Origin of the sequence: Mycobacterium sp. Aquia_213, from assembly GCF_026625985.1 — a bacterium.
Lineage (GTDB): Bacteria > Actinomycetota > Actinomycetes > Mycobacteriales > Mycobacteriaceae > Mycobacterium.
This window is the reverse complement of sequence record NZ_CP113116.1, coordinates 1,090,073-1,108,320: the sequence shown is the minus strand read 5'-3', so window position 1 is coordinate 1,108,320 and position 18,248 is coordinate 1,090,073. Positions and strand designations below refer to the sequence as shown.

Annotated in this window: 17 protein-coding genes; 12 read left to right on the top strand and 5 right to left on the bottom strand. The window is 67.1% G+C overall.

Features of this window, described 5'->3' with window-relative positions; all coding sequences use genetic code 11:
• The first annotated feature begins 64 nt into the window (after positions 1-64).
• From LMQ14_RS05380 to mscL, 4 genes are all read left to right on the top strand, one after another.
• Positions 65-670, top strand: coding sequence for a 5-formyltetrahydrofolate cyclo-ligase (locus LMQ14_RS05380; protein WP_267733773.1), 606 nt, complete (start codon positions 65-67; stop codon positions 668-670).
• A gap of 74 nt (positions 671-744) precedes the next feature.
• Positions 745-1,101 carry an FmdB family zinc ribbon protein gene (locus LMQ14_RS05375; protein ID WP_267733772.1) on the top strand — a complete coding sequence of 119 codons (357 nt, stop codon included), beginning with the start codon at positions 745-747 and terminating at the stop codon, positions 1,099-1,101.
• 66 nt (positions 1,102-1,167) lie between these two features.
• Positions 1,168-1,836, top strand: coding sequence for an SAF domain-containing protein (locus LMQ14_RS05370; protein WP_267733771.1), 669 nt, complete (start codon positions 1,168-1,170; stop codon positions 1,834-1,836).
• Positions 1,837-1,902: 66 nt separating this feature from the next.
• Positions 1,903-2,364 carry a large-conductance mechanosensitive channel protein MscL gene (gene mscL, locus LMQ14_RS05365; RefSeq protein WP_267733770.1) on the top strand — a complete coding sequence of 154 codons (462 nt, stop codon included), beginning with the start codon at positions 1,903-1,905 and terminating at the stop codon, positions 2,362-2,364.
• A gap of 42 nt (positions 2,365-2,406) precedes the next feature.
• On the opposite strand, the gene LMQ14_RS05360 is transcribed toward mscL, so the two are convergent.
• The 5 genes from LMQ14_RS05360 to rpmF all read right to left on the bottom strand — a co-directional run bounded on the left by LMQ14_RS05360 (position 2,407) and on the right by rpmF (position 7,054).
• Positions 2,407-2,955 (bottom strand): MogA/MoaB family molybdenum cofactor biosynthesis protein, encoded by a 549-nt coding sequence (locus LMQ14_RS05360; protein WP_267733769.1) that lies wholly within the window; start codon positions 2,953-2,955, stop codon positions 2,407-2,409.
• Positions 2,955-4,499 carry a S1C family serine protease gene (locus LMQ14_RS05355; RefSeq protein WP_267733768.1) on the bottom strand — a complete coding sequence of 515 codons (1,545 nt, stop codon included), beginning with the start codon at positions 4,497-4,499 and terminating at the stop codon, positions 2,955-2,957. Before LMQ14_RS05355 ends, LMQ14_RS05360 begins: the two co-directional genes overlap by 1 nt.
• A 75-nt stretch (positions 4,500-4,574) precedes the next feature.
• Positions 4,575-6,134, bottom strand: a complete 1,560-nt coding sequence (locus LMQ14_RS05350; protein ID WP_267733767.1) for a HAMP domain-containing sensor histidine kinase — start codon at positions 6,132-6,134, stop codon at positions 4,575-4,577.
• Entirely contained in the window at positions 6,134-6,817 is a 684-nt protein-coding gene (gene mprA, locus LMQ14_RS05345) for a two-component system response regulator MprA (protein WP_036467912.1), read from the bottom strand. Before mprA ends, LMQ14_RS05350 begins: the two co-directional genes overlap by 1 nt.
• 63 nt (positions 6,818-6,880) lie before the next feature.
• Positions 6,881-7,054 (bottom strand): 50S ribosomal protein L32, encoded by a 174-nt coding sequence (gene rpmF / locus LMQ14_RS05340; RefSeq protein ID WP_066821168.1) that lies wholly within the window; start codon positions 7,052-7,054, stop codon positions 6,881-6,883.
• Between the two features lie 247 nt (positions 7,055-7,301).
• Here rpmF and LMQ14_RS05335 point away from each other — a divergent pair, with 247 nt between their 5' ends.
• The 8 genes from LMQ14_RS05335 (at position 7,302) to LMQ14_RS05300 (ending at position 18,245) form a co-directional block, all read left to right on the top strand.
• Positions 7,302-9,014, top strand: coding sequence for an acyclic terpene utilization AtuA family protein (locus LMQ14_RS05335; RefSeq protein WP_267733766.1), 1,713 nt, complete (start codon positions 7,302-7,304; stop codon positions 9,012-9,014).
• Complete coding sequence (locus tag LMQ14_RS05330) at positions 9,011-10,159, top strand: acyl-CoA dehydrogenase family protein (RefSeq protein WP_267733765.1); 1,149 nt, start codon at positions 9,011-9,013, stop codon at positions 10,157-10,159. The genes LMQ14_RS05335 and LMQ14_RS05330 overlap by 4 nt, the downstream gene beginning before the upstream one ends.
• 59 nt (positions 10,160-10,218) lie before the next feature.
• Positions 10,219-11,751 (top strand): acyl-CoA carboxylase subunit beta, encoded by a 1,533-nt coding sequence (locus tag LMQ14_RS05325; protein ID WP_267735360.1) that lies wholly within the window; start codon positions 10,219-10,221, stop codon positions 11,749-11,751.
• A 5-nt stretch (positions 11,752-11,756) separates the two neighbouring features.
• Positions 11,757-13,742, top strand: a complete 1,986-nt coding sequence (locus LMQ14_RS05320) for an acetyl/propionyl/methylcrotonyl-CoA carboxylase subunit alpha (RefSeq protein ID WP_267733764.1) — start codon at positions 11,757-11,759, stop codon at positions 13,740-13,742.
• The gene (locus LMQ14_RS05315; protein WP_267733763.1) at positions 13,743-14,909 is read left to right on the top strand and encodes an acyl-CoA dehydrogenase family protein; all 1,167 of its coding nucleotides are present in this window, start codon (positions 13,743-13,745) and stop codon (positions 14,907-14,909) included. It begins immediately after the preceding gene.
• Positions 14,909-15,706: an enoyl-CoA hydratase family protein gene (locus LMQ14_RS05310; protein ID WP_267733762.1), complete on the top strand. Its 798-nt coding sequence runs from the start codon at positions 14,909-14,911 to the stop codon at positions 15,704-15,706. Before LMQ14_RS05315 ends, LMQ14_RS05310 begins: the two co-directional genes overlap by 1 nt.
• Positions 15,707-15,780: 74 nt before the next feature.
• Positions 15,781-16,383 (top strand): DUF1707 SHOCT-like domain-containing protein, encoded by a 603-nt coding sequence (locus LMQ14_RS05305; protein ID WP_267733761.1) that lies wholly within the window; start codon positions 15,781-15,783, stop codon positions 16,381-16,383.
• 380 nt (positions 16,384-16,763) lie between these two features.
• Positions 16,764-18,245: a condensation domain-containing protein gene (locus LMQ14_RS05300; protein ID WP_267733760.1), complete on the top strand. Its 1,482-nt coding sequence runs from the start codon at positions 16,764-16,766 to the stop codon at positions 18,243-18,245.
• Positions 18,246-18,248: the final 3 nt, after the last annotated feature.

Sequence of the window (18,248 nt, the reverse complement as noted above, 5' to 3'; positions counted from 1 at the left end):
AGCGCTCAGAGGGGTTGCCACCGCTGCATGGCAGGCCGAATACCCATCCTGTCATCGTTGATGCATGACAACTTCGACCAAGGCCGCATTGCGCGAGCAAGTGCTGGCGGCCCGAAGTCTTGTTGCCGACGACGTTCGCGCCGCTGAGGCGCGAATGCTCAACGAACAGCTCGCGCTGGCGGTGAGCAGCGGCAGCACCGTCTGCGCCTACGTTCCGGTGGGCACCGAGCCGGGCTCGGTCGCGATGCTGGACATGTTGCTGCAGCACTCGCGACGGGTGCTGTTGCCCGTGGCACGCACCACCGCAGATGGCACCCCGCTGCGGCTGCGCTGGGCCGAGTACCGGCCGGGCGAACTCGTCCGCGGCCGCTGGGGCCTGCTCGAGCCGCCGGAGCCGTGGCTACCGGAGTCGGCTGTTTCCGATGCCGACCTGGTGGTGGTGCCGGCCTTGGCCGTCGACCATCGGGGCGTGCGACTGGGCCGGGGCCGCGGCTACTACGACCGCTCGCTGGGCGCCAGGAATCCGCACGCTTGCCTGATCGCGATGGTGCGCGACGACGAGTTCGTCGACGAGTTACCGGCCGATCCGCACGACGTGCCGATGACCCACGTGATCACCCCGGAGCGCGGGATTGTGACGCTGCGCGCGGCCGGTGGGGCCCGGGAATGAGACGGATTTCATGGCTGTTTTAGCACTCAGGCACTGTAGAGTGCTAACAAGCTTATCTAACGGAGGTTTTGGGAGTGCCGACCTACAGCTACGCGTGCACCGAGTGCGACAACCGGTTTGATGTTGTGCAGGCCTTCACCGATGACACGTTGACCACCTGCGAGAAGTGCTCGGGTCGACTGCGCAAACTGTTCAACTCCGTCGGCGTCGTGTTCAAGGGCAGCGGCTTCTACCGCACCGACAGCCGCGAATCGAGCAAGAAAGCGTCGAGTTCGAGCAATGGCTCGTCGACCAACGGCTCGGGATCCGGCGAGAGCTCGGGGTCGAGCGAGAAGTCCGGCTCAAGCGAGAAATCCACCTCCAGCGACAAGTCCACGTCCAGCGAGAAGTCGACGAGTTCGGCGTCGTCGACGGCCGCCGCGTCCAGCTAGCGGGTTATCCACAGCACGCATCCCGGACGGGAACGTTCGACAGCACGTTGCGCTTACCGTTGCGGCGTGGGGGAACCATCGCTGAATCCAGCGCTGCTGCAGCGGATATCGGCGTCGCTGCGCCCGGACTGGGCCCGAACCGTGCTGGCCCGCCGCGTGGTCGCGGGCGGGCTGGTCGTGTTGGCCGGCGTCGCGGCGGTGCGCTCGAATCCGGATGGCGACCGCGTCGATGCGGTGGTGGCCACGCGTGACCTGACTCCCGGCGCCGCGTTGACGACCGACGATGTTCGACTCGAAAAGCGTTTGGCGACAACGCTTCCCGATGGTTCACAGGCAGGCCTGGGCGCCGTGGTCGGTTCGATGCTGGCCGGCCCGACGCGTCGAGGCGAGGTGCTCACCGACGTCCGCCTGTTGGGCAGCCGGCTGGCCGAGTCGACTGCCGGGCCGGGCGCGCGCATCGTGCCGCTGCATCTGGCCGACAGCGCGCTGATCGATCTGGTTCGCGCCGGCGACGTCGTCGACGTGCTGGCCGCGCCGCCCACCGATGCGCGGCCGGGCACGCAGGCGATCAGCAAGGTGGTGGCCACCGATGCGGTCGTTGTGCTCGTGTCGCCCAAGCAGAAAGTCCAGGCCGCGGACGGTGACCGCGTAGTGTTAGTTGCGCTGCCGGCTCGCGTGGCGAACACGGTGGCAGGCTCGGTGCTAGGGCAGGCAGTGACCCTCACCCTGCACTGAGTACCTGACTGCCGTTCGCCACAAGCACTCGCAGCAAACTGTGTCCAGCCCAGAAAGGACGTCGGAATGCTCAAGGGGTTCAAGGAGTTTCTCGCGCGGGGCAATATCGTCGACCTGTCGGTCGCGGTTGTCATCGGTACGGCGTTCACCGCGCTGGTCACCAAATTCACCGACAGCATCATCACGCCGCTGATCAACCGGATCGGCGTCAACCAACAGTCCGATGTCGGAATTCTGAAGATCAGCATCGGTGGCGGGCAGACCATCGATCTGAACGTCCTGGTGTCGGCCGCGATCAACTTCGTCCTGGTCGCCGCGGTGGTGTACTTCCTGGTTGTGCTGCCCTACAACACTTTCCGCAGGCGCGGCGAGGTCGAGCAGGCCGACGACGCGCAGATCGTCTTGCTGACCGAGATCCGCGATCTGCTCGCGCAGACCAACGGAGGGGGCTCGTCGGGCCGGCACGGCGGGGTTAGCACCACGCCGCCGCCCGAGTTCGGGCCGCGCGCGGACGCCGAATCGCAGTGAGCTCCCGCGGCTAAAGCGCGGCGCACATTTCGCCGAGCGACTTTAGATCTCGAGGCTCGATAACTGCCCGATGATCTGTGCGGCGAGCGGGTTCAGCGTCGCCATGCCATCGCGCACCGCGTAACGGGAACCGGCGAGGTTGACCACCAACGTGCTTCCGGACACGCCGGCCAAGCCCCGCGACAACCCGGCGTCGATGATTCCCGCGGACAGCCCGGACGCGCGGACCGCCTCGGCGATGCCGAGGATTTCCCGGTCCAGGATGTCGACAGTGGCCTCGGGTGTGACATCGCGCGGGGTTACTCCGGTCCCGCCGACCGAAACCACCAGATCCACGCCACCGATCACCGCGGTGTTCAGCGCGTTGCGAATCTCGACCTCGTCAGCCGCGACCGCGATGACGCCGTCGACGACGAATCCCGCCTCGGTCAGCAGCTCGGTGACCAGCGGCCCGCTGTGATCTTCTTCGTCCCCGTGGGCGGTGCGATCGTCGACGACCACAACCAGAGCCCGGCCGACTACCAATTCCGCACCCGTTTCCATGGGTGCAACCGTATATCCGAGCTCGGACATGGGCTCGTCGACTCTCATCACTGATCCGCCTTGCCGAGGGTGACCTGCACGGTCCGGCTGCCACCGCCGGGATCGGAGAAGGTCAGCGTTACCTTGTCGCCCGGCGCCTTGGACCGCACCGCGGCGACCAGCGCGTCCGCGCTGCTGATCGGTCGGTCGTCGACCTTGGTGACGACCACGTTCTTGGGCAATCCCGCGTTCGAGGCGGCACCGCCCTGCACAACGTCGACGACCTTGGCGCCCGGTGTGCTCTTGTCACTGGTCACCTGCACGCCCAGCGACGCGTGCGTCGCCTTGCCGGTGCTGATCAACTCGTCGGCGATGCGCTTGGCCTGGTCGACCGGGATCGCGAAGCCGAGGCCGATCGAACCGCTCTGTGCGTCGGGCGAATCCGAACCCAGGGTGGCGATCGCGGAGTTGATGCCGACCAGTTGCCCCTGCAGGTTGACCAGCGCGCCGCCGGAGTTACCCGGGTTGATCGCGGCATCGGTCTGGATCGCGTCCAGCACCGTGTTCTGGTTGCCGGACTCACCGGTCGTCGACACCGGCCGGTTCAAGGCGCTGATGATGCCGGTGGTCACGGTGCCCGACAACCCCAGCGGGGAACCGATCGCCATCACCGGCTGGCCGACCCGGACATCCGACGAGGAGCCCATCGCGATGGGGGTCAGTCCGGACACGCCTTGCACGCGGATGACCGCGATATCACTGGTGGGATCGGCACCCACCACCGTGAACGGCGCGGTGCGGCCGTCGGAGAAGGTCACCGTCGTCTTCGGTGCCGGACCACCCGGGCCGCCGGGCGGGGCGCTGGGCGGGGGCGGGCTGCCTGGTGTGGGCCCACCTGGACCAGCTGGCCCGGCCGGTCCTTTCGGAGGGGCGGTGGCCGCGGCGATGACGTGGTTGTTGGTCAGAATCAGCCCGTCGGACGACAAGATGACACCCGAGCCCTCTTCTGACGCGCGACCGAGATCGGTCTCCAGCATCACGACGCTGGGCACCACCTTGGCGGCAACCTGTTCGACGGTGCCGGGCGGCATGTTCGCCACCGGCACACCGGGCGTGGCCCCCGAGGGTCCGCCGCCGCCGGCGATCGTGGAGTGCGTACCCAGTTCGACGACCGTGGCTGCCGCGCCACCGATACCCGCCGACACCACCGCGATGCCCAGCGCGCCCGCAATCAGCAGACCGGCGCGGGATCGCTTCTCCGGCCGCGGCGGCCCCATCGGCGGCAGCATGCCGGGGATCTGATGGGTTCCGGTCCCCCCGGGAATCGGGCCCGGACCGGTACCGCCAGGAATCGGGCCCGCGCCGGTGCCGCCGGGGATCCGGCCCGGCCCGGTGCCGCCGGGGATCGGACCCGCCCCGGTGTCCCCGAACGGCTCGTAGGGCCGGCGGTATTGGGAGGTCTGCGACGGCTGTCCCTGTTGGTACCGCCAGTCGAAAGGCTGGTTATACGGTTGCTGAGGTGCTTGGGCATACGCGGGACCCACGGGCTGGTTAGGCGCGCTGCGGTATCCCGGCTGCTGCGGCGGTGGCGAATACCTCGGGTCATTCGTCATGTCGCTAAGTCGCTCTTCCTCTAAATGGGGGTGCTATCGAGCTCGACTTGGCTCGATTTCCAACACTATCTGCATCTACCTTGCGCGTGCGGACTGAGAGTCCACTGAGATAACGTTCGTCGCTTCCCGAGAGTTCGCCGGCTCGCCATCCATCGGAACGGCGGGGTCGGTCTTGGCTTCGCCGTTGGCGTCGACCCCACTTTCGGTCCCGGCCGTCGGATACGTCGAAGCCGGCAGCGGCCGGCCGGGGAGCAGCACGAAAAACGATGTTCCCGGCGGATTGCCCCCCGAAACGGTGTCTTCGACACGGAGCAGTCCACCGTGGTTGAGCACCACCTGCTTGACGATCGCCAACCCCAGTCCCGAACCCGGCAGGGCCCGCGCCGTCGTCGACCGGTAGAACCGCTCGAACACCAGGCGTCGCTCGTGCGGTGGGATCCCCGGGCCGAAGTCGGAGACGATCAGCTCGGCGTGCGACGGGTCGAGCTGGCGCATCCGGACACCGACGTGGGCGCCCGGCGGACTCCATTTAGCGGCGTTGTCCATCAGGTTCAGCGCCGCCCGCGACAGCCCGGCCGCATCGCCGTAGACCTGCCACGGAATCACATCGACGTCGAAGTGAATGTCGTTGCGCCGCCGCCTGACTCGCTCCAGGCTGCGGTCGATGACCTCGGACATGTCGACCGGCTCGTGCACCACCTGGCCGGCGTCGTCTCGGGTGAGGTCCACCAAATCGCCTACCAGAGTGGACAATTCCTCGATCTGCGCCAGCACATCGGCACGCAGGTCGACCATCTCCTGTTCGGGCAGCCGCGGCGCTCCCGGCTCCATGGACGCCATCAAGAGTTCGACGTTGGTCCGCAGCGATGTCAGCGGGGTGCGCAGCTCGTGTCCGGCGTCGGTGACCAACCGCGTCTGCCGCTCCCGGGACTCGGCGAGCGCTCGCAGCATCAAGTTGAATGCCTCGGTGAGCCTTGCCAATTCGTCACTTCCGAACACCGGGATCGGCCGCAGGTCGTCGGTGCGGGCCACCCGCTCGGCCGCTTCGGTCAGGCGGGCGACCGGCCGCAGCCCCGCCCGGGTGACCATGCCACCCGCGACGGCGGCAACCGCAACCCCGATGCCGCCGACGATCAGCAGCACCCAGCGCAATTTGGTCATCACCGCCTCGGTGGGTCGCAGGCTCTTGGAGATCAGCAGCGAACTGCCGTTGGGCAGGTGGATCGCCAGGATGCGCTGGTCGGACGCGGTGCGCCGGGACATGAACAAGTCGCCGCGAATGACCGCCTTCTCCGGAGAATCGACCGGCAACGTCTGGCCGGGCTGCTGGGCGGTGTAAATCGAGTGGCCCGGGTTCACCAGCATCGCGTTGACGTCCGAATACGCCGTGCCCTCGATCGCCTTGGCCGGGTCGGCGGCCAGCGAACCGCTGGCGATCAGCAGCTGGGCCCGGCTGTCCAGCTGGTTGTCGATGTCGCTGTAGAGCGCGGCCGCGATCACCGCGTAGACGGCGAATGCCATCAGCACGACAACCATCGCCACCATCGACATCGCCAGCAACATCACCCGCCACCGCAGCGACAACGAGCTGGGGGCTCGCAGTGGTGCGCGCCGACGTCGTTGGAACCGGATCATCAGGGTGGCGTCTCCCGAAGGACATAGCCGACACCGCGCACCGTGTGGATCAGGCGCGGTTCACCGTCGGCTTCCGTTTTGCGGCGCAGGTACCCGACGTAGACCTCCAGCGCGTTGCCCGAGGTGGGAAAGTCGAATCCCCACACCTCCTCGAGAATGCGGCTTCGGGTGAGCACGCGGCGCGGATTGGCGATCAGCATCTCCAGCAGCGCGAATTCGGTGCGGGTCAGACTGATCCGGCGGTGTCCGCGGGTGACTTCACGGGTCACCGGGTCCAGGGCCAGATCGGAGAAGGTCATGGCGACCGACTCGGCGTCCTCGGGCTTGGTGCGGCGCAGCAACGCGCGCATGCGAGCCAGCAGCTCTTCGAGGGCGAACGGCTTGGGCAGGTAGTCGTCCGCGCCGGCGTCCAGGCCGGCGACACGCTCGGACACCGAATCGCGGGCGGTCAGCACCAGAATCGGCAGGTCGTCGCCGGTGCTGCGCAGTTGACGGCAGACCTCGAGACCATCGAGGCGCGGCATCATCACGTCGAGCACGACCGCGTCGGGCCGGTCGCTGGAGATGATCTCCAGCGCTTCGACCCCGTCGTGGGCCAACTCGACCGAGTAGCCGTTGAAGGAAAGCGATCTGCGCAACGATTCGCGGACCGCGCGATCGTCATCGACGACAAGAATGCGCACGGCCACTAGTTTCGTCCTAGGGCCTGAGAGCGGCCTGAGAGGCGCGCCGGGTATTTGCCGAGATTAGCGTCGGTCGAGATCGATCAGGCCCAGGCGAGCCGCCTTGAGCAGTCGACGCGGCACCTTGTGCTTCTGGCCGGCCACGGTCACGCCGACGAGCTCGGTCTTTTCGGCCTTCCACTGCGAGCGGCGGCTACGGGTGTTCGAGCGCGACATTCTGCGCTTGGGTACGGCCATGGTCGGGCCTTCTCCTCGGTGTGGGGCTTCGGGTCGTGCGTCGCGCGGCAAGACCTGTGTGGCCGACGGCGACGATTGCATTCAAGAATAGTCGGTGACCTGCTGTTGGCCAAAACGGGCCGTGCGGCCTGCGCGGCTATGACAGCGGCGCCGAGACGGGCATCCTTGACGTGACACCGGCGGTACCCGCTAACCTACCGGGTGGTTGGTTGGTTGAGCACCGGTAATTCCTGAATGGAGGACGCCAATGGCCTCTGGTTCTGGCCGGTCCGGTGCTGCCCGGATCGCGAACTGCTCGGGGTTCTACGGCGACCGGCTGGCGGCGATGCGCGAGATGCTGACCGGCGGTGACGTGGACTATGTCACCGGCGATTACCTGGCCGAGCTCACCATGCTGATCCTGGGCCGCGACCGGATGAAACACCCCGAGCGCGGCTACGCCAAGACCTTCCTGACCCAACTCGAGGACTGCCTGGGCGAGGCCCGCGACCGCGGGGTGCGCATCGTCGCCAACGCCGGCGGCCTCAACCCCGCCGGGCTGGCCGACGCGATCCGCGCCCTGGCCGAGCGCCTGGGCATCGCCGCACGGGTCGCCCACGTCGAGGGCGACGACCTGGCGCCCCGGGCGTCCGAACTCGGGCTGGGCACTCCGCTGACCGCCAACGCCTACCTGGGCGCGTGGGGCATCGTCGACTGCCTGGCCGACGGAGCAGACGTCGTCGTCACCGGCCGGGTCACCGACGCCTCGGTGATCGTCGGGGCGGCGGCCGCGCATTTCGGTTGGGCCCGCACCGACTACAACGAGCTCGCCGGCGCGGTGGTCGCCGGCCACGTCATCGAATGCGGCGTGCAGGCCACCGGCGGCAACTATGCCTTCTTCACCGAAGTTCCCGACCTGTCCTACGCCGGCTTCCCGCTGGCCGAGGTCAATGCCGACGGATCCTCGGTGATCACCAAGCACCCCGGCACCGGTGGGCTGGTCAGTGTCGACACCGTCACCGCACAGCTGCTCTACGAGATCACCGGCGCCCGCTACGCCAACCCCGACGTCACGGCGCGCATGGACACCGTCGAACTCTCCGACGACGGCCCGGACCGGGTCCGGATCAGCGGCGTGGCCGGCGAGCCGCCGCCGCCCACGTGCAAGGTGTCGCTGAACAGCATCGGCGGGTTCCGCAACGCGATGACGTTCGTGCTGACCGGGCTGGACATCGAGGCCAAGGCCGAGCTGGTGCGCCGCCAACTCGAGGCCGGGCTGACCGTCAAGCCCGCCGAGCTGGAATGGACGCTGGCCCGCACCGATCACCCCGACGCCGACAGCGAGGAAGCCGCCAGCGCGTTGTTGCGCTGCGTGGTCCGCGACCCCGACCCCGCCAATGTCGGACGCCAATTCTCCTCGGCAGCAGTCGAATTGGCGCTGGCCAGTTATCCGGGCTTCCACGTCACCGCCCCGCCGGGCGATGGCCAGGTCTACGGCGTCTTCACCGCGGCCTACGTCGATGCCACACTCGTGCCACACGTCGCGGTGCACACCGACGGCACGCGCATCGATATCCCCTGTGCCACAGATACCTTGGAGTTATCGCCCGCGGCGCCCCCGGCGTCGCCGGAACCGTTGGCCGATGGTCCGACCCGGCGTGCCCCGCTGGGCCGCATCGCCGGCGCCCGCAGTGGCGACAAGGGCGGCTCGGCCAACGTCGGAGTCTGGGTACGCACCGAGGACCAGTGGCGTTGGCTGGCCAACACGTTGACCGTCGAGCTGCTCAAAGAGTTGCTGCCCGAGGCGGCGGACTTCGACGTCACCCGCCACGTGTTGCCCAACCTGCGTGCGGTGAACTTCGTGATCGAGGGCATCCTCGGTCAGGGCGTCGCCTATCAAGCGCGGTTCGATCCCCAGGCCAAGGGGCTGGGCGAATGGCTGCGCAGCCGCCACGTCGACATCCCGGAAAGCCTGTTATGAGCATTTGGACCACCCCGGAACGCGAACAGCTGCGAAAGACGGTGCGCTCGTTCACCGAACGCGAGATCCTGCCGCATATCGACGAGTGGGAACGCACCGGCGATCTGCCGCGCGACTTGCATCGGCGCGCCGGTGCGGCCGGGCTGCTGGGCGCGGGGCTACCCGAAGCGGTCGGCGGCGGTGGCGGTGACGGCGCCGACGCGGTGCTCATCTGCGAAGAGTTTCACCAGGCCGGTGGACCGGGCGGCGTCTTCGCGTCGCTGTTCACCTGTGGCATCGCGGTGCCCCACATGATCGCCTCGGGTGATCAGCGGCTGATCGAGGAGTTCGTGCGGCCGACGTTGGCCGGAGAGAAGATCGGGTCGCTGGCCATCACCGAGCCCGGCGGCGGTTCGGATGTCGGGCATCTGCGCACCAGCGCGGTGCGCGACGGCGACCACTATGTGGTCAACGGCGCCAAGACCTACATCACTTCCGGGGTGCGCGCCGACTATGTCGTCACCGCGGTGCGCACCGGAGGCCCTGGCGCAGCGGGCGTTTCGCTGCTGACGGTGGAGAAGGGCACGCCGGGCTTCGAGGTGAGCCGCAAGCTGGACAAGATGGGCTGGCGGTCGTCGGACACCGCCGAGCTGTCCTACGTCGACGCCCGGGTGCCGCTGGCCAACCTGGTCGGCCCCGAGCACAGCGGCTTCGCCCAGATCGCGCAGGCTTTCGTCTCCGAACGGATCGGCCTTGCCGCGCAAGCGTATTCGAGTGCGCAGCGGTGTCTGGACATCACCGTGGCTTGGTGTCGCGACCGCGAGACGTTCGGCCGCCCGCTGATATCGCGGCAGTCCGTGCAGAACACGCTGGCCGAGATGGCCCGGCGCATCGACGTTGCCCGGGTCTATTCGCGCAACGTGGTGGAACGCCAGCTCGCCGGTGAGACGAATCTGATCCCGCAGGTGTGCTTCGCCAAGAACACGGCCGTCGAGGCCGGCGAATGGGTGGCCAACCAAGCCGTTCAGCTGTTCGGCGGCATGGGCTACATGGCCGAATCCGAAGTCGAACGCCAATATCGGGACATGCGAATCCTGGGCATTGGCGGCGGTACCACCGAAATCCTGACCGCACTGTCCGCCAAACTCTTGGGGTATCAATCGTGACGGTATTGCAGTCCACCCTCGACCCGAAGGCTTCCACCTACGCCGACGCGGCCGAAACCATGATCGCCAAACTCGCCGAGATCGACGTCGAGCACGGCAAGGCGCTGGCCGGCGGCGGCGCGAAATACACTGAGCGCCATCACTCCCGCGGCAAACTCACCGCCCGTGAGCGCATCGAACTGTTGCTGGATCCGGATTCGCCGTTCCTCGAACTGAGCCCGTTGGCCGCCTACGGCAGCTCCTTCACCCTGGGCGCGAGCGTGGTGGTGGGTATCGGTGCCGTCGAGGGCGTGGAGTGCCTGATCGTCGCCAACGACCCGACCGTCAAGGGCGGCACCAGCAACCCCTGGACGCTGAAAAAGATCTTGCGGGCCAACCAGATTGCCATGCAGAACCGGCTCCCGGTGGTCTCGCTGGTGGAGTCCGGTGGCGCGGACCTGCCTACTCAGAAAGAGATCTTCGTCCCCGGTGGGCAGATGTTCCGCGATCTGACCCGCCTGTCGGCGGCGGGCATTTCGACCATCGCGCTCGTCTTCGGAAACTCCACCGCCGGCGGCGCCTACATCCCGGGCATGTCCGATCACGTGGTCATGATCAAGGAACGCTCGAAGGTGTTCCTGGCCGGGCCCCCGCTGGTCAAGATGGCCACCGGCGAGGAATCCGACGACGAGTCGCTCGGCGGCGCCGAAATGCATGCCCGCACTTCGGGTCTGGCCGACTACTTCGCCCACGACGAGCTCGACGCGATCCGCATCGGGCGCCGCGTGGTGGCCCGGCTGAACTGGCGCAAGCTCGGGCCTAAGCCACGACCCGTGACCGAGCCGCTGTTCGACGCCGAGGAGCTGATCGGCATTGTGTCGTCGGATCTGCGCATCCCGTTCGATCCGCGTGACGTGATCGCACGCATCGTCGACGGCTCCGAATTCGACGATTTCAAGCCGATGTACGGCTCGTCGCTGGTGACGGGCTGGGCGACGCTGTGCGGCTACCCGATCGGAATTCTGGCCAACCACCGCGGTGTGCTGTTCAGCGAGGAATCGCAGAAGGCCACCCAATTCATCCAGCTGGCCAACCGCTACGACACGCCATTGTTGTTCTTGCACAACACCACCGGATACATGGTCGGCAAGGACTATGAAGAGGGCGGCATGATCAAACACGGGTCGATGATGATCAACGCCGTGTCCAACTCGACGGTGCCGCACATTTCGCTGCTGATCGGCGCGTCCTACGGCGCGGGCCACTACGGCATGTGCGGGCGCGCGTATGACCCCCGCTTCCTGTTCGCCTGGCCCAGCGCCAAATCCGCGGTGATGGGCGGCGTCCAGCTGGCCGGCGTGCTCTCGATCGTCAGCCGCGCGGCCGCCGAGGCCCGCGGGCAGCAGGTCGACGAGGACGCCGACGCCGCGATGCGGGCCGCGGTCGAGGGCCAGATCGAGGCCGAGTCGCTGCCGATGGTCTTGTCCGGAATGCTCTACGACGACGGGGTGATCGACCCCCGCGATACCCGCACGGTACTGGGAATGTGTCTGTCCGCCATCGCGAATGGCCCGATCAAGGGGACGTCGAACTTCGGCGTCTTCCGGATGTGAGCCCCATGGTTACTCGAGTACTGGTTGCCAACCGCGGCGAGATCGCCCGCCGGGTGTTCGCCACCTGCCGGCGACTCGGCCTGGGCACCGTCGCGGTCTACACCGACCCGGACGCGTCAGCCCCGCACGTCGCCGAGGCCGACGCCCGGGTGCGACTGGCGAAGACCAATGACTACTTGAATGCCGAGGCCATCATTGCCGCCGCCCGTGCCGCGGGCGCCGATGCCGTGCACCCCGGCTACGGATTCCTCTCGGAGAACGCCGAATTCGCGGCCGCCGTTCAGGACGCGGGCCTGACCTGGGTCGGTCCGCCGGTGGATGCGGTGCGGGCGATGGGCTCCAAGATCGAGTCCAAGAAGCTGATGGCCTCGGCCGGGGTGCCGGTGCTCGACGAACTCGACCCCGACTCGGTCACCGAGGCGCAGCTGCCGGTGCTGGTCAAGGCTTCCGCGGGCGGCGGTGGCCGCGGAATGCGAGTGGTCCGCGAGTTATCCGCTCTGGCAGGAGAAGTCGCTGCTGCCCAGCGCGAAGCGCAGTCAGCCTTCGGCGATCCGACCGTGTTCTGCGAGCGTTACCTGCCGACCGGCCATCATGTGGAGGTTCAGGTCCTCGCCGATACCCACGGCACGGTATGGGCCGTCGGGGAACGGGAATGCTCGATTCAGCGGCGCCACCAGAAGATTATCGAAGAGGCTCCTTCGCCATTGGTGGAACGCGTTCCGGGCATGCGGGACAAGCTTTTCGACGCCGCCCGGCTGGCGGCCAGCGCGATCGGCTACGCCGGCGCCGGCACGGTGGAGTTCCTCGCCGACGACGACGGTGAGTTCTTCTTCCTGGAGATGAACACCCGGCTGCAGGTCGAGCACCCGGTCACCGAAGAGACCACCGGCCTCGACCTCGTCGAACTACAGCTCGCCGTGGCCGACGGAGACCGTCTCGATGTCGAACCGCCCGCTGCCCAAGGCCATTCGATCGAAGCCCGGCTGTACGCCGAAGATCCCGCGCGTGGCTGGCAACCGCAAGCCGGCCTGGTGCACACCTTCGACGTGCCGGGGGTTCGGGCACAGTTCGCCTCGCTGGAGCAGCGCACCGGAATCCGGCTGGACTCCGGCATTGTCGACGGATCGGTCGTGTCGATTCACTACGACCCGATGCTGGCCAAGGTCATCTCGTACGCGCCGACCCGCCGGCAATCGGCGCTGGTGCTGGCGGACGCGCTGGCCCGGACCCGGCTGCACGGGCTGCGCACCAACCGCGAGCTGTTGGTCAACGTGCTGCGACATCCGGCGTTCCTCGACGGTGCCACCGACACCGCGTTTTTCGACACGCACGGCCTGGCACAGCTGTCGGCACCGCTGGGCGACGAAGGCGTCGTGCGTTTGTCGGCAATCGCCGCCGCCCTCGCCGAGGCCGCGCATAATCGCGCGTCGGCTGCCGTGTTCGGCTCGCTGCCCAGTGGCTGGCGGAACCTGACCTCGGGCTATCAGGTCAAGACGTACTCCGACGACGAGGACAACGAACACCGGGTCGAATACCGTTTCACCAGAACAGGTTTGGTGCTGGCCGGAGGTGAGCCGGTGCAGCTGGTCTCGGCAGCACCCGACGAGGTGGTGCTGGCCGACGCCAACGGCGTGGCGTGCCGCTTCGCGGTTGCACGCTATGGCCGCGACGTCTATGTCGACTCGGCGCGTGGGCCGGTTCACTTGGACGCGGTGCCCCGGTTCCCCAAGCCGGGTTCGTCCGTCGCCAAGGGGTCGCTGGTGGCGCCGATGCCCGGCAACGTCATCCGGCTCGGCGCGCAGGTAGGTGACAGCGTCACGACCGGTCAGCCGCTGATCTGGCTGGAGGCGATGAAGATGGAACACACCATCACCGCGCCGTCCGACGGTGTGCTCAGCTCACTCAACGTCACAACCGGTCAGCAAGTCGAAGTCGGGGCCGTCCTGGCAATAGTCGAGGACCCCGAAAGCCAACCAAAAGGAGATTCTTAAATGACTGACACCAGCTTCATCGAAAGCGAGGAGCGCCAGGCGCTGCGCAAGTCGGTGGCCGCGTGGGCGTCCAACTACGGCAGCGAGTACTACCTGAAAAAGGCCCGCGCCCACGAGCACACCGATGAATTATGGTCCGAGGCAGGCAAGCTCGGCTTCCTCGGCGTGAACCTGCCGGAGGAATACGGCGGCGGCGGCGCCGGCATGTACGAGCTGTCGCTGGTCATGGAGGAGATGGCCGCCGCGGGCAGCGCGCTGCTGCTGATGGTGGTCTCGCCCGCGATCAACGGCACGATCATCAGCAAGTTCGGCACCGAGGAGCAGAAGAAGCGCTGGATTCCGTCCATTGCCGACGGCACGTTGACCATGGCGTTCGCGATCACCGAGCCCGACGCCGGGTCCAATTCGCACAAGATCACCACCACCGCGCGCCGCGACGGCGGCGACTGGATCCTCAAGGGCCAGAAGGTCTTTATCTCCGGGATCGACCAAGCGCAGGCCGTGCTGGTGGTGGCCCGCACCGAGGAGGCCAAGACCGGCAAGCTACGCCCGGCGCTGTTCGTGGTGCCCACCGACTCCCCCGGCTTCACCTACACCCCCATCGAGATGGAGCTGATCAGTCCCGAGCGCCAGTTCCAGGTGTTCCTGGACGATGTCCGGCTGCCCGCAGATGCGTTGGTCGGAGCCGAAGATGCGGCAATCGCACAGCTTTTCGCGGGCCTGAACCCCGAGCGGATCATGGGCGCGGCCAGCTCGGTCGGCATGGGCCGGTTCGCGCTGGAGAAGGCCGCCGACTACGTCAAGACGCGCCAGGTGTGGGGAACTCCGATCGGTGCGCACCAAGGCCTGTCACATCCGTTGGCGCAGTGCCACATTGAGGTCGAGCTTGCCAAGCTGATGTTGCAGAAGGCAGCCACACTCTACGACAGCGGCAACGACGCGGGCGCCGCCGAGGCCGCCAACATGGCCAAATACGCTGCGGCCGAGGCGGCTACCCGTTCGGTGGATCAGGCCGTGCAGTCGATGGGCGGCAACGGACTGACCAAGGAGTACGGCGTGGCGGCCATGCTGACCTCGGCCCGGCTGGGGCGGATCGCCCCGGTCAGCCGCGAGATGGTGCTGAACTTCGTCGCGCAGACATCCCTGGGCCTGCCTCGAAGCTACTGATGGACACCCTCGTCGAATACGCCGTCACGGGATCGTCCGCCCGGCTGACGCTGAACTCGCCGCACAACCGCAACGCGCTATCGACGACTCTGGTCAGCCAATTGCACCGGTGCCTGCGCGACGCGGCAGCGGATCCGGCGGTGCGGGTGGTGGTGCTCGGGCACACCGGCGGCACGTTCTGCGCCGGCGCGGACCTGAGCGAGGCCAGTGGCGGCAACCCCTTCGACATGGCCGCGGCGCGGGCCAAGGAGATGACCGCCTTGCTGCGCGCCATCGTCTCCTCGCCGCTCCCGGTCATCGCCGCCGTCGACGGCCATGTTCGCGCGGGCGGATTCGGGTTGGTCGGCGCCTGCGACATCGCGGTGGCCGGGCCACGCAGCACCTTCGCGCTGACCGAAGCGCGCATCGGCGTCGCCCCGTCGATCATCTCGCTCACGCTGCTGCCGAAGCTGTCGCCGCGGGCGGCCGCCCGCTACTACCTCACCGGCGAGACGTTCGACGCCGCCGTGGCCGCGGAGATCGGGTTGGTCACGATCGCGGCCGACGACGTCGACGCCGCGGTGGCCAAACTGGTCGCTGATATCGGCCGCGGGTCGCCCCAGGGCCTGGCGGCATCAAAGGCACTGACGACGGCCGCCGTGCTCGAAAGATTCGACCGCGACGCCGAACGGCTTACCGATGAATCCGCCCGGCTGTTTGTGTCCGAAGAAGCGCGTGAAGGCATGCTGTCGTTCCTGCAGAAACGTCCCCCCAGTTGGGCCCCGCCCACCGCCGCCGACGATGGCGCCGGCAATTAGGCGTGCGTAGGAGGATGGTTGCGATTTAGCCAACCCTCTTGCAGCAAGAGTTGTACGTCGTACGCTCGTGGATGATGAGCGATTCGGCGCAGAACGACGCGAAGGACGCGCGCGAGGGTTTATCGCGTGCGGCCGATACCGATCGCATACAAATTGCGCAATTGCTGGCGTATGCGGCCGAGCAGGGCCGCCTGCAGCTCAAAGACTACGAGGACCGTCTGACCAGGGCGTATGCGGCGACGACGTACGAGGAGCTGGATCGGCTCCGGGCCGATTTACCGGGTGCACCGCTAAGCACACGCCGCGGCGGGAAAACGAATCCGGCGCCCTCCACCCTGCTGCTCGCCTTGTTGAGCGGATTCGAGCGGCGCGGGCGCTGGAACGTGCCGAAGAAGCTGACGACCTTCACGTTGTGGGGCAGCGGCGTGGTGGATCTGCGCTACGCCGACTTCACCTCGACCGAGGTCGATATCCACGTGGTCTCGATCATGGGTGCGCAGAACATCCTGCTTCCGCCCGAAGTCAATGTCGAGATCCACGGCCGCGGAGTAATGGGCGGATTCGATCGCAAAATCGTGGGCCAAGGTACGCCCGGCGCGCCAAGGGTGAATATCCACGGCTTCTCGCTATGGGGCGGTGTGGGCATTAAGCGCAAAGCTCGCCGGCCCCACGGGTAAGGCGACTTAACCCGGAGTTTCGTCTCAAGATCTCCCGGTCGGCCGCAGTCGTCTTGCGTACCCGCATTCGGGTGCACTTTGCGCCCTTGCATCCCTAGCCTGGAAATCGACCAGAATACCGGCATCGCGGGCGAGTATCCGGGAAATGCATTTCTTCGCAAAACCGCGAAATCGTAGGTGCCGTCGACTAGCGTCCAAACGAGCGGCTCAGGGGGTGCATGCGACGCCAAGGGTAGGGCCCCAATGTATCGGGAAGGGCGTCGCAAGAATCCAGCGCGAAGGGCTTATTTAGGCTGCGCGAAAAACGTTGCGCGACCGGCCTTTCCGTCACTCTCCTCGCCGCCCACCGAATGTCGGCATACGCACAGCGAGGCTGAGAAATGGTCGCACTGGGGAACATCAGCGAATGGCAACCGCCACACGGTCCACTCACCATGTGGACCGCCGTACCGACGACGCATGAGGCGGCCCGCACCGCGCGCCGAAGCGAGCTTGCGCCGAGTTACCAGCAGGCGCAACACCTCTGGGCCGCCTTCCACGGCAAGGCCATGGACAGGCAACTACCGCGGCTGATGGTTGTCGCGTGGGACATCGCGGGCACCTGTGACATTCCGGCAATGACCACGGCGGTCAATGCCCATGTCCGTCGGCACGACACCTACCACAACTGGTTCGAATTCGAGAACGGCGTGATCGTGCGCCGCCCCATCGAGGACCCGGAAGACATCGATTTGGTGCCCGTGTCGTGGGGACATATGACCCCCGACCAAGTGCGCACCCATGTCCTGACGACGACCCGCGAAACGCTCGAATGGGGTTGCTTCAGCTTCGGCATCGTGCAGCACGCCGACTACTTCACCTTCTACGCCAGTGTCGACCATCTGCACATCGACGGTCTGTCCGCCGGCGTCATCTTCTTCGACATCCACCTGACGTATCAGGAACTTTCACAGGGCGCGGAGCCGCGCCGGCCCGCCACGCCCGGACAGCTCAGGAGCTACCGCGACTACACCGCGCGGCAGCGCACGCAGGTTGGGGACCTGACCCTGGCATCGCCCGAGATAAAGGACTGGATCGCGTTCGCACGCGACGCCGACGGCGACTGGCCGAGCTTCCCGCTGCCCATCGGCGACACTTGGTCCACCAGCGCCGGCGATCTGTTGACCGTCGAGTTGTTGGATGCCGCCGGCACGGAGGCGTTCGACGCCGCCTGCATCGCGGCCGGCGCCCGGTTCATCGGTGGCATTCTGGCATGCACCGCGTTGGCCGAATACATCTTGACCGGCAACGAGGTTCACCGTGGGTTCACCGCGAGGGACACTCGGACACAGGGCATCGACACGATGACGGTGGGCTGGTTCGCGAGCATGGTTCCGGTCGTCGTGCCGACCGCCGGCGGCTCGTTCCCCGAGGCGGCCCGCGCCGCCCAGAAGTCGTTCGATGCGGCCAAGGATCTTGCTCATGTACCGGTCGAACGGGTCTTGGAGCTCGCGACACCGGATGAACTGGGCATCAAGCTGCCCTCGCAGCTGCCGATGATGCTGTCCTTCCTCGACTTTCGCAAGATTCCGCTGGCCGGGCTGTGGGCCGAGACGAATTTCGGCACCTACGGCGACAGCCTGTCCCACGGCGGAGTCAATGTGTGGATCAACCGGCATGCCGAACGAACCACGGTCACGATCTCCTTCCCGGACAACGAGGTAGCCCGCGAGTCGGTGCACCAGTACATCGACACACTGAGTCGGATTTTCGCCCGCATCGCGGGCAAGGCTCTGGAGCAGTCCAGCCCCTTTGCCGCCGAAACGAATTCGGATGGACCATATGCCCTTGCCCCGACGCAAGGCGACGGCGCGGCGGCTTAGCAC